11 protein-coding genes are annotated in these 15280 nt (G+C 65.8%); 4 read left to right on the plus strand and 7 right to left on the minus strand.

Annotated elements, in window-relative coordinates; genetic code table 11:
• Nucleotides 1-53 precede the first annotated feature (53 nt).
• The 7 genes from HN018_RS13290 to HN018_RS13320 form a co-directional block, all read right to left on the minus strand.
• A complete protein-coding gene (locus HN018_RS13290; RefSeq protein WP_171836606.1) occupies nt 54-350 on the minus strand; it encodes a hypothetical protein in 297 nt (98 codons plus the stop codon).
• 1 nt (nt 351) lies between these two features.
• Nucleotides 352-1647: an MFS transporter gene (locus tag HN018_RS13295; RefSeq protein WP_239479301.1), complete on the minus strand. Its 1296-nt coding sequence runs from the start codon at nt 1645-1647 to the stop codon at nt 352-354.
• A 5-nt stretch (nt 1648-1652) separates the two neighbouring features.
• On the minus strand, nt 1653-3215 hold the full coding sequence (locus HN018_RS13300; RefSeq protein ID WP_171836608.1) for a serine hydrolase domain-containing protein: 1563 nt from the start codon (nt 3213-3215) through the stop codon (nt 1653-1655).
• Between the two features lie 36 nt (nt 3216-3251).
• Nucleotides 3252-4301 carry a DUF1611 domain-containing protein gene (locus HN018_RS13305; RefSeq protein ID WP_239478653.1) on the minus strand — a complete coding sequence of 350 codons (1050 nt, stop codon included), beginning with the start codon at nt 4299-4301 and terminating at the stop codon, nt 3252-3254.
• Between the two features lie 39 nt (nt 4302-4340).
• The gene (locus HN018_RS13310; protein WP_172443482.1) at nt 4341-6572 is read right to left on the minus strand and encodes a TonB-dependent receptor; all 2232 of its coding nucleotides are present in this window, start codon (nt 6570-6572) and stop codon (nt 4341-4343) included.
• Between the two features lie 287 nt (nt 6573-6859).
• Complete coding sequence (locus tag HN018_RS13315; protein ID WP_171836610.1) at nt 6860-7537, minus strand: helix-turn-helix domain-containing protein; 678 nt, start codon at nt 7535-7537, stop codon at nt 6860-6862.
• A 121-nt stretch (nt 7538-7658) separates the two neighbouring features.
• A complete protein-coding gene (locus HN018_RS13320) occupies nt 7659-8921 on the minus strand; it encodes a Glu/Leu/Phe/Val family dehydrogenase (RefSeq protein ID WP_171836611.1) in 1263 nt (420 codons plus the stop codon).
• Nucleotides 8922-9149: 228 nt separating this feature from the next.
• Between HN018_RS13320 and HN018_RS13325 the strand changes: the two genes are divergently transcribed.
• Genes HN018_RS13325 through HN018_RS13340 form a run of 4 tightly spaced genes read left to right on the plus strand, consistent with a single transcriptional unit; the run spans nt 9150 to nt 15059 of the window.
• Entirely contained in the window at nt 9150-11174 is a 2025-nt protein-coding gene (locus HN018_RS13325) for a serine hydrolase domain-containing protein (RefSeq protein WP_171836612.1), read from the plus strand.
• A complete protein-coding gene (locus HN018_RS13330) occupies nt 11174-12184 on the plus strand; it encodes a dipeptide epimerase (RefSeq protein ID WP_171836613.1) in 1011 nt (336 codons plus the stop codon). The genes HN018_RS13325 and HN018_RS13330 overlap by 1 nt, the downstream gene beginning before the upstream one ends.
• On the plus strand, nt 12181-13476 hold the full coding sequence (locus HN018_RS13335) for a peptide MFS transporter (RefSeq protein ID WP_171836614.1): 1296 nt from the start codon (nt 12181-12183) through the stop codon (nt 13474-13476). The genes HN018_RS13330 and HN018_RS13335 overlap by 4 nt, the downstream gene beginning before the upstream one ends.
• Nucleotides 13473-15059 (plus strand): serine hydrolase, encoded by a 1587-nt coding sequence (locus HN018_RS13340; protein WP_204259525.1) that lies wholly within the window; start codon nt 13473-13475, stop codon nt 15057-15059. The genes HN018_RS13335 and HN018_RS13340 overlap by 4 nt, the downstream gene beginning before the upstream one ends.
• The last annotated feature ends 221 nt before the right edge of the window (nt 15060-15280 follow it).

A 15280-nucleotide genomic window follows, 5' to 3' on the forward strand; every position in this document is an offset into this window, starting at 1 on the left:
CTTTTCGTTTGCCGCGCCCGGAGGGTCAAGGGGCTCCGCACACACGTCGGATGTCACATTATTCGGCAGATCAGCTCGCTGATGCCGACGTGACGCGAGAAACGTGCAGCCAGAGCCGCCGCATCCAGGACGCAGCTCTCCGGGATCTCGAACACCGCCGACATGTGGCGCGTATCCGGGTCCGTGTCGCAGGGCCTCACGCTGATCCGGCGCAGGATCAGGCTGAGCCGCCCGGCGTCGGTCAGGATGCGCAGCAGGCTGTGCGAGTCATGCGACACATGCGCCCGCATCGCGACAAGACGCCGCCGGGCCGGCGCCCGATCCTCGGCCGGATCATGCGCCCTAGCCACCTCAACCGGCCGTCCGGCGCGCGGCGTTGCGCATTGCCAACCCAAAGAACAGCGCCGACACCAGCATCGCGGGAGCCGAGATCGCGGCGATCGCCAGGCCGAGCCGATCCTCGCCGCCGAGCAGCCGGCTGACCACCGCCACCGCCGCCGGCGCCGTGGCGGTTCCGAACAGCGCCACGATCAGCACATAGACGCCGATGCCGAGGCCTCGGATCTCGTTCGGGATGTTGAGGGTGAAGGCCACGACCCCGATGGTCTGGATCATCCCGCCGCAGAACAGCGACAGCCCGAGCAGCAGCGCGAACACCGGCACGGTCGGCGCCAGGCCGAACAGCGCCAGCGGCACGCTCGCCAGCGCCGCGACCAGCGCTGGCAATAGCACGCCGCCCGATCCCAGCCGGCGCCGCCCGAGCTCGGCCAGCCTGCCGCCTGCGAGCGCGCCGAGGATGCCGCCCGCCAGCGTGATGCCGCTCAGCCAGCCCGCGAACTGTCCCGGGGTCTGGCCGAACCGGCGGATCAGCAGCGGCGCCGCCCAGACCATGGTCGCCTGCAAGGCGATCACGCTGAACAGCATGGCGGCGATCAGCGGGCCGATGAAACGCCGGTATGACCACAGCTCCAGCAGCGCCTCACGGCCGGAAACCCGTGTCGCGTCACGCTCATGGCGCACCGGCTCGTCCATCGTGAGCAGCAGCGGGGCCAATACAAGGCACAGGACGCCGGCGCCAAGATATTCGACCCGCCAGGGCGACAGGCCGTGGAAAGCCTCCGGGGCCCAGGCGACCAGCCGGGTGAGCCGATCGAACACCAGACCGCCAGCGAGGATTCCGAACGCCTGGCCGCAGGCCTGGCCGGTCGCGAACAGGCTGGTCGCCACAGTGCGCTGTGCTGGCGCGAAAAGGTCAGCGATTAGAGAGATTGAGGCTGGCAGCACCAATGCCGTCACTACCCCAAGCAGTAGGCGCCAGACGACCAGCATTTCGACGCCATGCGCCAGCGCGGTTGCCGCCATTGCCACGGCCCAGACCAGCATTCCCGCCAGGAGCAGGCGCGTCCGCGTCCGGCTGTCGATCAGCCGGCCCAGCGGCATCGCACTCAGGCCATAGCCGATGCCATAGACCGTCCCTTGCAGGAACCCGATCTGAATATCGCTGAGCGCCAGCTCCCGCTTCATCGGCTCGACCAGAAGCGACGTCATGGTGATGTCCATCGACGTGACGAAGGCGAGCAATGCCAGCACCAGGAGGGCGAGATGTGCCGTCCGCCAGCCTGGGAAGGCCGACGGCGCGTTGTCCACCTGCGTCAAGTCGTACGATCGAAGGCAAGGCGGCGCGTGCGTCCGGTGCTCAGGCTGAACCCATCTGCGGTAACTTCCAGCGTGAATACCAGCGGTAACGCCCCGGTGGCGCGTGCCTGCCAGAGTACCGGACCCAGCCGGGTCAGCGCATAGGACAGGCCACCAAGCTCGCCGGTCATACGCAGCAACGTCTCGCCGGCGGCGTCGGTTCCGATCGTGGCGGTCATGGCGACGGATGGATTCTCATAACGGCCGGTCAGCTCCGCGCCGGTGTGGTCTTCCGGCGGGTCGAGCCGGTCCAGCCGGTCGACGTTGCCGAACTCGCTCGCCTCGAGAGCCACGATCGCATCGCCCTGATGCACCGGCCGGACCCGCAGGTCGCTCGGCAGGATCGCTACCGACAGGCTACCATCCGGCTGGCGCCGCGTCGGCAACGTCGTCCCGCTGATCGCAAGCGCCTGGCGACCTTCGTGATCGACCATCGACAATACCCGCCCGGTGGTCGCCGAGTGGAACGTGGCAACTGTGGCCGGTCCCGGGGCCGGCTCGGCTACCGGCGGCAATTCCGGAATGCAAGCGTCGATGATGGCGTCGACCAGGCCGTAAAGATCGAGACCGCTACGGCCGTTGCTCATGATGATCAGGTCGAGCTCGTGGTCCAGCACCTTGAGCATCTGGCTACAACCGCCGACCACACCGCCTGCATGATGGAGCGTCCGCAATCCGCGATGCGTGTCCATGAACAGGCCGAGCCCGTAACCGTGCGTGGTGAGCGGCGTGCGCATCGCGGCCCAGCTCTCCGCTGTTCCGACCACGGGGCGGCTCATATGCGCCAGCCACAGCAGCATATCGTCGACCGTGGAAACCAGGCCGCCCATGCCGCCAATCGGCACTCCGAAGATGCCGCGGTTCCACCCTCCTTGCGGGGTTGGCACGTGCAGCGTCGCACTGTTCGCCAGCAGGTCAGTATCGAGGGCGCGCATCGTCGTGTCGTGCATGCCGGTCGGCCGCAGGATCCGCTCGGTCAGGAAGTCCGCAAAACTCCGGCCGCTCAGGCGCTCGACGATCTCGCCCAGCAGGACATAGCTGCCGTTATTGTAGCTCCACGTGCTTCCGGGCGGGGCGTCGACATCGTCGATCGCGATCTGCCGGTTGAACAGCATGTCCGGTGCGGCGGACAGCCCGGGCCCCGACGCATGCAGAATCAGATCGAACGCGTCGCGCATCCCGCTGGTGTGCGCCATCAACTGGCGCACCGTCATCGCCTCGGCCCACTCGGGCATCTCCGGAATATGACGCCGCGGCGAGTCATCGAGCGAAAGCCTGCCCTCCTCGACCAGCAGCATCACTGCGAGCACGCAGAAATGCTTGGTCGTCGAGCCGATCCGCATCCTGATCGTCGGCGAAAGAGCGACCGGCAACTCGATGCTCGCCATTCCGAAGCCGCGGCGATAGGGCGCCATACCAGGAAGCGATACGCCCACCGCGAAGCCCGGTGCATCGGTGCGATCGAACGGCGCGAACAGCGCGTCGAGCGCCGCCGGATCGAGGTGGGCCTGCGGCATCATGAAACTCCTGGATCGCGCGGCACGGACTGCGCGTCGTCAGTTGGCGCGCAGGCAACTGTCGACCAGCGCGTCCAGCGCCGCGCCGGGGCGCATCGGGTCGGCGGCCGGAAGACCGAGCGACCGTTCGGCTATGTCGAACGCCTGCCGCCGCTCCGCCTCGTCGAGATGGGCCGTGTTGAGGCTGATGCCGGCGCACCGGATGGACGGGTTGGTGCGACGCCCGAGGCGCAGCGTCATGTCGATGGTGTCCTCGAGAGACGGGACCGGATAGTCCGGCAAGCCGCTCATCGTTGTCCGTCCGGGCTGGTGGCAGACCACGACGATGTCCGGCTGGCTGCCATGCAGCAGCCCAAGCGACACGGCGGCGAACGCCGGATGGAACAACGACCCCTGCCCCTCGATGATGTCCCAGTGGTCCGCCGCAGCGTCCGGACTGAGCAACTCGGCAGCGCCCGCCTCGAAATCCGCCACCACCGCGTCCATCGGAATACCGCGACCGGCAATGAGGATGCCGGTCTGGCCGGTGGCCCGGAACTCGGCGTCCACGCCACGGGCCGCAAATTCTCGCGTCAGGGACAGGGCGGTGTATTTCTTGCCGAGCGCGCAGTCGGTGCCGACCGTCAGCAACCTTCGGCCGGTGCGCCTGGCGCCGGTGGCGACCGGGATCGACGCGGGTGGCTTGCGGACGTCGATCAGCCGGCGGCCATGACGATCCGCGGCCTCGCGGAGCGCTGGCACCGACGAAAGCGGGCTGTGCATTCCGCTGATGATGTCGAGCCCGCTGGCAAGCGCCTCGACCAGGCTGTCCAGCCAGCTCGGCAGAATGACGCCGCCGTAATTAGCGACGCCGATGACCACGGCCCGGGCACCCTGGGCATAGGCCGCGGCCGGCGACAGCCGCTTCAGACCGGTGCTCACGGTGTCCTCGGTCAGGGCGAATTCGCCGATACAAAGCTCCGGCGCCCAGTCGCGCAGACCGAATGCAGTCTTGGCGTAACCAGGCTCCCGCGTATCGCCGAGGAACAGCAGATAGGGTTTCGGCAGGTCGAGCAGGGTGGCGATCGCGGCCGGCCTGGCGGACATCATGACGGCGTCAGTTCGATGGTGCGCGTTCACGTGCCGGTTCTAGAACTTGACACGGGCGGTCATGCCGATGGTCCGTGGCTGGATGAACGCCGCCTGCCCGGTTTCTCCGGCGCCGCCATTACTGGAATAGTAGGTGAGGCCGCGCTCGTCGCTGAGGTTGGTGATGAAGGCTTCGAGGCTGTAACGCCTGTTCTCCAGTCCTGCGCGCAGTGCGCCTGTGCTGTAGCTTGGAAGCTGCGCGTGCGAGGTGGTGACTCCGCCCGTCGCGAAGTCGCTGTAACGCGTACCGGTGAAGCTCCAGGTGCCCGACACATAGGCATTGAAGTCCTTGAAGGTATGCCAGCGATATTCGGCAGTGACGCTTGCGCTGATGTTCGGCACATACGGCAGATAATCGCCTTTCAGGCCGCCGAGCTGGGGCGCATCCTGTGTCAGGCGCGTATCGCTGTAATCACCCACGGCACTCAGAGTGAGTCCGTGCAAGGGCACCCAGTTCAGGGTCCATTCTACACCTTTGCTGACGGCGCCGCCGGCGTTGCCGATTGCGGTGAACGGACCGACTGAGGTGTTGACGACCGATGGTACCTGAACGCCGAGCCAGTTGATATAGTAGGCGGTAATGTCGACGGAGACCGTCTTGTGGAAAAGGTCCTGGCGCAGACCGATCTCGTAATTGACCGTCTTGTCGGGCCCATAGGACGGGATGTTGGTAACGCCCGGGACCGAGAGGTTCGGACCGCCCGGGCGGTAGCCGGTGGCGAGGCGACCATAGATCATGGTGTCGTCGCTCAGGTGCCAGCGAGGTGCCACGGAATAGAGCGCGTCATGATCGTTGGAGGTCACTGACGGCGACACGCTGTCGGACCCGTATAGCTCACAGCAGAAGCGGCTGGTCTGGGAATGTTGGGACGTCCCCTCGAAACGTCCGCCGAATGCCACGTCGAAACTCGGCAGGAAATGGTAATCCACCTGGCCGAACACCGCCCACTCGGAGAGCTGGCCGAACTGCTTCAGGCCGCCTGTCGCAGGCGAAAGCACCGTGGCGTCCCGGGGGTCCTGCGCATCCAGGAACTGCAACAGGGAGGAGCTTTCATGTGTGTAGAATGCCCCGCCGATCCAGTCGAACTGACGGCCCAGCAGCGTCGAACCCGTATCAGACGATAGTCGCAGCTCCTGGTTGAACTTGTCGGTATTCGAGTTCTGCCTCTCGCCGACCAGAACCGGTCCGCCGTAGAACGTCTGTCCGACATAGTTGCCATAGTCGAGGCCGGCGGCAACGTTCGTGTTGGTGGCGTCGAGATTGTTCTTGAAGTTGTTGTAGGCGAAGCTGGTGATGGAGGTCAGCGTCGCCCAGTGCATGTCGTAATCGACGTTTGCGTAATAGACCGCGGACTCGTTCTGGCTGGTGTTCGGCAATATCGTGGAATTGCGCAAGCCGTTCAGGATGTTGAGTTGCCCGGCCGGAGGCGTTGTCGGCGTCAGCGCCGCGCCCTCCACCTGAACCAGGTCGGCATTGTCGCTCAGCAACGTCTGACGCTCGGCGGTGAGCCGCACGGTGAGGTCCGGCACCGGCAGCACCAGCAGCGATGCGCGCCAGCCATATTGCTGAGCGGTGTTGGTGTTGGTCTGCGCACGGGCGGGATTGTCGATGTAGCCAGGCGTGAATTCGTTCCATGCACTGATCCGGACGGCCGCCTTGCCATCCCAGAACGGCACGTTGACGAAGCCCTTGGTCGATCCGCCGAGACCGCCTGCGGTGGCGCCGGCGATACCACCTTCCAACGCCCCGGAATACTTGGTCACGTCGGGTGGGTTGGTCACGTACTTGATCAGCCCACCTTCCGCGGTCGCTCCGTACAGCGTGCTCTGCGGCCCGCGAAGCACCTCGATGCGTTGCAGATCGTAGGTGTCGAAATTCGGCGAATTGACCGCGGCGTTGTTCTGCGCGCCGGCGGGATTGACCGGCACGTCGTCGATGACCGATCCGACGGTGGTTCCCGCACTGCCGGCGTTAAGGCCGCGCAGCACGATCCGGACGGATGTCTTGTCGGCTGCCTCCAGCGCCAGTCCCGGAACCTGCGATACCAGGTCCTGCAGCCTGACCTCCTGCTTCCGGTCCAGTTCCGCCCCGCTGATCGCCGAAACGCTGTTCGCGACGTCGCGCTGACGTTCCCGGCGCTTGTTCGCGGTCACCACGATCGACTCAACGGCGCTGGCGTTCGTCACCGGTGCCGCGGAACCGACTGCGGCTGCAGGGGCGGACGCCGGCACCGACCGGGCCCCGCGATTAACCGCGCTCGTGGTCTGTGTGCTGGCGGTTTGGGCTGCAGCGGTTTGGGCTGCGGCGGATTGGGCCGCCACCGGCGTCACGATCAACGAGAGTACGGCAGCCGCGGCGACGCGTGAACCAGAACATGAGGGCTGCATGTGTTCCCCGAAATCCGCCGGTTGGCCGATCTAGATTATTATTCTCTAGCACGGACGCTATTATCCTAACCAGGATATCGTCAACCGTAATCGTCGGCTCGGGAGGGGAATGTTCGCGACCGTGATGACGGTCAGGCGGATCGCCGCGGCTTTTTCGATCGTGCCCGGGCGGGTGGCAGCCGCGGCACGTCGGTGACTTGGCGCGAGGCGTTGTCGAGCAGTTCTTCCTGGGTCGTCGAGCACACGCAGAGCGCCAGCGCCTGGTCGCAGCCTTCGGCCAGGACGTAGGCGTGCCCCATCCTGCTGTCGAGGTAGATCGAGCCGCCGGCCGACAGCGTGGTGGGACCGTAGAACTCGGTATGCACGACGATCTCGCCCTCCAGGACATAGAGGAACTCCTGGCCGTCATGGCGAACCATGTCTCCGAACTCGGCCAGCGACCGGGCCTTCACGCGCGACACGATCGGGATCATGTCCTTCTGCCGGAGCTCGGGCGATAGATAATAATAGTCGTAGTTCGAGGTCTCGACCGCCAGCGCATTGGCCAAGGTACCGACGCTGCGCCGGCTATTGGCCACCACCGGCACCTGGTCGTCGGGTTCGGCGAAGAGGTCCGCCATGCGGACGTTCAATCGCTCGCTGACGATCTGCAACTTGTCGTAGGACAGGGTCAGGCGGTCATGCTCGACCTTCGCCAAGGTAGAGAACGGGATCCCTGTGATCGTGCTCATCTGCCGGAGGGTCAGCCCCTGCCGGCTGCGCAGCGCGCGCATCAGCGAGCCCAGTGTCGGAGGAGTCGCGTTGCTCATCGTGACCAGATCCAGATCAATGCCGCCTCCCCCGGAAACGCTACCCGGCCCCTGACGAGAGTGATGATCCCAGTCGGGACACAGGTCAACGACGCCCTCCCACCCGGCCGGCGCCGATCTGTTACGGGAACAGCCCACGCAGCGTCTTGCCGGCGCGGACCTTCTGCACGCCGATCGCCATGGCGGCGTTGCGCATCGACACGCCGTTGCTGCCGGCATAGCCGACCACCCGAGTGAAGGCCTGGTCCAGCAGCTGGTACAGCTTCTCGTTGACCTCCGTCTCGCTCCAGAACAGCCGCTGGAGATCCTGCACCCACTCGAAGTAACTGACGATCACGCCGCCGGAGTTGCACAGGATATCGGGGATGACGAACACCTCGTCCTGGCGCTGGGCCAGGATCTCGTCCGCGGCGGGCGTCGTCGGCCCGTTCGCGCCTTCGGCGAGGATGCGGCACCGCAGTCGCCCGGCATTGGTCTCGTCGATGACGCGCTCGACCGCGCAGGGGGCCAGGATGTCGCAAGGCTGCAGCAGCAGTTGATGCGGATCGATCCCCATCTGGCTGGTGAAGCCGGCCAGCACGCCATGCCGGCGCATATGCGCCTCGATCGCCTCGAGCGGAAGGCCCGAGGCATCGTGGATCGCCGCGGTGTGGTCGCTGATACCGACGATCTTGACGCCATACTGCCGGGCCAGTGTGTAGGTCGTGACGCTCCCGACATTGCCGAAACCCTGGATGACGGCCGTGCAGTCCTGCGGCTTGATCTCGAGCAGCGAGCAGGCCCGGCCGACCAGGTGAGCCACGCCACGCCCGGTGGCTTCTCGCCGACCCTCGGTACCGCCCAGGGCGACCGGCTTGCCGGTGACGATCTCGTTGACCGAGTGCCCCTCATGCATCGAATAGGTGTCCATGAACCAGGCCATCACCTGCTCGTCGGTTCCCATGTCCGGCGCCATAACGTCGGTCTGCGGGCTTACGAACGGGATCATCTCCTGCATGTAACGGCGTGAGACCGCCTCGAGCTCGCGACGCGACAGACGCGGCGGATCGCAGGCCACACCGCCCTTGGCGCCGCCGTACGGCAGCCCGGCCAGGGCGCATTTCCAGCTCATCCAGATCGCCAGCGCCGCGACCTCGCCCACCTCGAGATTGGCCGAGAACCGTGTGCCGCCCTTGGTCGGGCCGAGCGTCAGATGGTGCTGCACCCGGTAGCCCTGGAACACTTCGGTCCGCCCGTCATCCATATGGATCGGCACGGAAACGGTGACGGCACGCTTTGGATAGAGCAGTCGGGCCCGCTCATCCTCCGGTATCTCGAGATGGTCCGCCGTCAGATTGAACTGCCGCCGCGCCATCTCGAAGACCGGTCCGGTATAGATGGTCATTTCAGGCCCATTCCCCGCTCATGCCGACATCTCGGGATTTCAGCCGACATCTGCCCGATCACACCACGGCCGATCGGTGCGGACAAACCCGGTCGGCCGCTGGGCGCACCCGCATCGCGACAAGCGATGTCGTTGACTGTGTTTCCTAGTAGGATATTGTGATCCTGGATAGAGCACTCGGCGATGGCCGCCGGTGCTGCATCGGAGTGGTTGATGGTTTCCTTACGGATGCTCGTCCCTGCGGGGCTTGTCTGGCTGGCGGCGGCGGCACCGGGACCGACGGTCGATCCCCTCGCCCCACCGGTCGCGGCCTCCTCGCCCGCGGCGGCGGCACAGCCCGTCGCTGCCCTCCCGGGCGAGACAGGCGCGCATGCCCTGACCAAGGAAGATATCGATAGCTGGCTTGACGGCTACCTGCCGTTCGCGCTCAGCGTCGACGACATTGCAGGCGCGGACGTCGCGGTCGTCAAGGACGGTCATATCCTGACCGAGCGCGGCTATGGCTATGCCGATGTCGCCAGGCGTACTCCGGTAGACCCCGACCGGACATTGTTTCGTCCCGGTTCGGTCTCGAAGCTGGTGACCTGGACCGCGGTCATGCAGCTTGTCGAGCAGCACAAGCTGGATCTCGACCAGGACGTCAATACATACCTGGATTTCCATATCCCGGCATTTGACGGCAAGCCCATCACCCTGCGCCAGATCATGACCCACACGGCAGGGTTTGCGGAGCGGGCGAAGGACATCTCGTTCTACAATCCAGCCTATCTGCAATCACTGGGAGACTTCCTGAAAGCCTGGACGCCGGCGCGCATCTTCGCGGCGGGCACCACGCCGGCCTACTCGAACTGGGCCACCTCACTGGCCGGCTACATCGTGCAGCGCGTGTCGAACACGCCGTTCGACGACTATGTCGAGCAGCACATCTTCAAGCCGCTGGACATGCACAACTCGACCTTCCGGCAGCCGCTACCGGCCGGGCTGGCGTCGCAGATGGCGACCGGTTACGGGCAGGCCTCGCAACCTGCAAAGAGGTTCGAGATAATCGGTCCGACACCGGCCGGCGCTCTATCCTCGACCGCGGGCGACATGGCGCGTTTCATGATCGCCCACCTCCAGAACGGCGAACTCAACGGCACGCGCATCCTTGAGCCTGCCACTGCCGAGATGATGCATGACAGCCCGCTCGACCGAGTGGATCCCACCTCGCTGATCCCCCCGCTCAACCGGATGGAGCTCGGCTTCTTCGAGACCAACATCAACGGCCACGAAGTGATCGGCCATCTCGGCGACACCGAGAATTTCCACACGATCCTGCATCTCTTCATCAAGGATGGCGTCGGGCTCTACGTCTCGTTCAACAGCGCCGGCAAGGGCGGTTCGGTACAGCCGCTGCGTGGGGCGCTGTTCCAGGATTTCGCCGACCGCTATTTTCCGCAGACCGTGCCGGATGGCCATGTGGCAGCGGACCTCGCCATGCAGCACGCGCGCATGATGACAGGCCAGTGGGACGCCAGCCGGAAATCGGCCGGAACCTTCCTGGTGTCTTTGAGCCTGCTCAGTCAAACCACGATCTCCACCGGACCCGCGGGCGAGCTCGTCGTCTCCGGCCTGACCGATCCAAGCGGGGCGATCCGTCATTGGAGAGAGATCGCGCCCTTCGTCTGGCGCGACGTGAACGGGCATGACCGGCTTGCCGCGAAGCTGGTCGATGGCAAGGTGGTGCGCTGGAGCTGGGACCTTGCCTCGCCGTTCGAAGTGATGGACCGCGTGCCGTTCGGCCGTTCATCCGTCTGGCTGTTGCCAGCGCTGATGACGAGCCTGGCCATCCTGCTGCCGGGCTTTTTGTTCTGGCCGGTCCGCTGGCTGCTGCGCCGGCATTACCGAGCGTCTGCACTGCCCGCCGGGCCGCTGCTGCTGGCCGACCGGCTATCGCGTCTCGCCGCCGGGCTGACACTTGCGGTGCTTATCGGCTGGGCCCTCACCGTCTCCCGCATGCTCTTCAACCCCGATGCGCTGACCCGGGCCTCGGATCCCATCCTCTGGACGCTGCAGATCGGCGGCCTCGTGGTGTTCGTGTCGGCGGTGCTGTTGAGCGGCTGGAAGACCTGGCTCGTCTGGCAGCCCGGTCACAGCTGGCCCGGTCGAAAATGGCCCAGCCGCATCTGGAGCATCCTGATGCTGCTGTCGTCGCTGCTGGTGCTTTATGTCGCCACGGCCTTCGGCCTGCTCTCCATGACGGTGCATTACTGATGTCCAGCCTTCAACTCGACGTCGCGATCGAACAGTTGCGCCTCGCCAAGCCGTTCCGTATTTCCGGCCATGTGTTCGAAATGGCCGACATCGTCGTCGTCACGCTTCGGGACGGCGTGCACTCCGGGCGCGGCGAAGGCGGCGGCGTCTATTATCTCGGCGACGACCTGCACCACATGCTTGACGCGTTCGACACGGCAAGGACACGCATCGAACAGGGCCCTTCACGCAGCGCACTCCGCGAAATCATGCCGCCGGGCGGGGCACGCAATGCGGTCGATTGCGCGCTGTGGGAACTGGAGGCGGCACAGGCCGGCGTGCCGGTGTGGCAACTGGCCGGGCTGGACGCGCCGAAGCCGCTGCTGACCACCTTCACGCTCGGCGCCGACAGCGCGGAGATCATGGCGCAGGGCGCACGCGACTATGCGGACGCGAAGGCGATCAAGATCAAGCTTACCGGTGAGCTCGATCTCGACATCGCACGCGTGGCCGCGATCCGGCAGGCGCGGCCCGATGCCTGGCTGGGTGTGGACGGCAACCAGGGCTTCACCCGCGGCGATCTCGACCGGCTGGTCGCGGCACTGCACGAGCAGCGCGTGTCGCTGCTGGAGCAGCCACTGGCGCGCGGCCGGGAGGCGGACCTCGCCGGCTACCGCGCGCCGCTTCCGATCGCCGGCGACGAGAGCATCGTCAGCCTCGAGGATGTCGCCGGCGCGAGCGGGCGCTTCGACATGATCAACATCAAGCTGGACAAGTCCGGTGGCCTCACCGAGGCGCTGCTGATGGCGGCGGAAGCACGCCGGCTGGGCCTCGGGGTCATGGTCGGCAACATGATCGGCAGCAGCCTGGCGATGGCACCGGCCTTCGTGCTCGGCCAGCTCTGCGACGTGGTGGATCTGGACGGTCCGACCTTCCTGGCCGCGGACCGCGACCCCGCGGTCCGCTACAGCGACGGCACCATCTGGGCCGGTCCGGAGGTCTGGGGCGGAGGGATCGCCATTCGCCCATGACGGAACAGCGCTCCTGGTTCGGGCAGCCGCGCGGCCTGACGATCCTGTTCCTCACCAACATGTGGGAGCAGTTCTCGTACTACGGCATGCGTGCGCTGCTGGTTTATTACATGACCAAGCACCTGATGCTGGGCCAGGGCACGTCGTCCTTCGTATATGGCGCCTACACCGCGTGTGCCTATTTCACCCCCCTATTCGGCGGCGTGATCGCCGACCGGTTCCTCGGCAAGCGACGCGCGATTATCGTCGGTGCCAGCATCATGGCCGCCGGCCACTTCATGATGACGTTCGACGCGCTGTTCTATGTGGCACTGGTGACCATCGCGCTCGGCAACGGCCTGTTCCTGCCCAGCCTGCCCAGCCAGATCGACCAGCTCTACGAACCGGGTGATCCGCGTCGCGCATGGGCGTACAACGTCTATTATGTCGGCGTGAACGTGGGCGGCTTCCTGGCGCCGGTCCTGTGCGGCACGATCGGCGAACTGTATGGCTGGCACTACGGTTTCGGCGTCGCCGGCTTCGGCATGCTGGCCGGGTTGCTGATCTACGTGTCCGGCCGGCGCTATCTGCCGCCCGAGCCGGAACGGTCGCCCCCGGTCGTGCGCAGCCTCACAGGCGGCGGGCTCGAGTATCGTACGGTGCTGGTGCTGCTGGCGGTGGCAGTGTCGGCGACGGTGTTCCGCAGCGCCTACGAGCAGGTCGGCAACACGGTAGCGCTCTGGACCGATACCGGTGTCGATCGCAGCGCCGGCCACTTCCTCATTCCGATGACCTGGTTCCAGTCGCTCAACTCGCTGTTCGTCATCGTCTTCACCCAGCCGCTGCTGGCAATCTGGCGGCGGCAGGCCAGCGCCGGACACGAGCAGCGCCTGGCACGCAGGATGGCCCTGGGCGCCCTGATCGTGGCCGGGGCCTATCTGCTGCTCACGGCCCTCACCTGGCAGGACGGCGGAGCGCGTGCGGACTGGATATGGCTGGTCGCCTTCTTCGCGATCTTCACCCTCGGCGAGTTGTTCATCCTGCCTACCGGCCTCGCCGTGTTCGCGAGACTGGCGCCCCCGGCCTTCGCCGCGACCACAGTCGCCTGCTGGTTTCTCACCATCTTCAGCGGCAGCCTGTCCGCCGGCCTGGTCGGCATCCTGTGGAGCCGGATCGACCACACGACCTTCTTCCTGTTGCTGACCGTGCTTGCCGCACTGGCCGCACTGATGCTGCGCCTTCTCGACTCTCCCATGCAGCGGGCACAACGGGCGGAACGGCAACCCGATCGCCTGGAGGCCGAACTGTCGTGAAACGCCCACACCGTTCGGCATCCGCCGCCCTGCTGCTCGGACTTCTGATGCTGCCCGCTGCGGCGATCGCGGCACCTCCCGACGGCTTCGATAGCCGCGTGGAAGCCCTGCGCCGCACCACCGGCATTCCCGGGCTCGCCGTCGCCATCGTCGAGAACGGCCAGACGACCTTCCTGCACGGCTATGGCGTGCAGGGCCTGGAGCATCTGCGGGCCATCGACGTGCACACGATCTTTCCGACCGGCTCGACCGGAAAAGCCGTTACCGTCGCCGCACTGGCAACACTCGTCGATGCCGGCAGGATCGGCTGGGACGACCGGGTGATCGATCGTCTTCCCGGCTTCCAGATGTACGATCCCTGGGTCACCCGGGAAATCACCATCCGCGATCTGCTCGTGCATCGCAGCGGGCTTGGGCTGGGCGAAGGCGACCTGCTCTTCGTCCCACGCAGCAACATCACGCGCGCGGAGGCGGTGAAACGCCTGCGCTACCTGAAGCCCGCCACGAGTTTCCGCTACGGATTTGCCTACGACAACGTGCTCTACATGGTCGTCGGGCAGATGATCGAGGCGGTGACGGGCATGCGCTGGGAAGATTACATGCGCGACCATGTGCTGGTCCCCGCACGCATGATGGATTCGACTGCCGACAGCGAGCCACGCTTCGCGGACGCAAATCGTGCCTATCCCCACGCACGGACCGACGGTGTCGTGCGCGGGCTGGGTTCGCAACGGGCACTCGACGAGCGCGACGAACTCGGCCGCAGTGCCGCACCGGCGGGCGGCCTGGCGATCAGCATTTCGGACATGGCGAAGTGGCTGAAACTGCAGCTGGCGGACGGCAAATTGCCGGACGGTAGCCGGTTGTTCAGCGAGGCCGCGCATACCGAGATGTGGAACCCGACCGTCCTGCAGCCGATCGACCCGGAGCCACCGGAACTCGCCGGCACGACACCCATTTTCAACACCTACGCGCTTGGCTGGGGAGTGCGCGACTACCACGGTGCGAAGATCGTGTGGCACGAGGGCGCGGTGCTTGGCTTCAAGAGCATCGTGGTGCTGCTGCCGGAAAAGAATGTCGGGTTCGCCGTCGAGATCAACAGCGAGGATGGCCAGATCCTGTTCGGCCTCATGTACGAGCTGCTGGACCATTATCTCGGCCTGCCACCCGGCGACTGGCCTGCGAAATACCAGGCCTATGCGACAAGGCGGCTGCAGGACGCGGCGAAACTGGTCGAGACAAAGACGGCAGACCCGGCCAGGGGAGAATCGTCGGTGCCGCTTGACAACTATGTCGGGGTCTATCGTGACCCGTGGTACGGCGACGTTGTCATCGCGCGCGCCGGCGGCGGTCTCTCGATCGACTTCAGATCGACACCGCGCATGTCGGGGCCGCTGGACCATGTCCGATATGACAGCTTCGTCACCCGCTTCACCGATCGCACGATCGAGCCTGCTCTGGTCAGCTTCGCCTTCGATGCCGACGGGCATGTATCGCGGATCGCCATGAAGCCGGCCTCGCCGGTTGCCGATTTCAGCTACGATTATGGCGATCTCGATTTCCGGCCAGTTCCGCCGCGCTAGGCCGTCATGCCGCTCGGCGAAGCGGTGGATGGAGCCGGCTGATGCCGCTGATCCCTCGATCTGATGCAGGTCCTGAAAAGTCGGGCGTCGTGCGCTTCTCGAATTCTGCCTTGAGGGTTGCTTGCGTGGTTCAGGTGTTCCCGCAAGCACATGCACCTGCCGCGCTTTGCATTCGGCCCTGGAGGGGGGTGCTCTTCGCAACTCAGGACAAGCCGCTGTTT

It is taken from the genome of Lichenicola cladoniae (assembly GCF_013201075.1).
In the GTDB taxonomy this organism is placed as follows: domain Bacteria; phylum Pseudomonadota; class Alphaproteobacteria; order Acetobacterales; family Acetobacteraceae; genus Lichenicola; species Lichenicola cladoniae.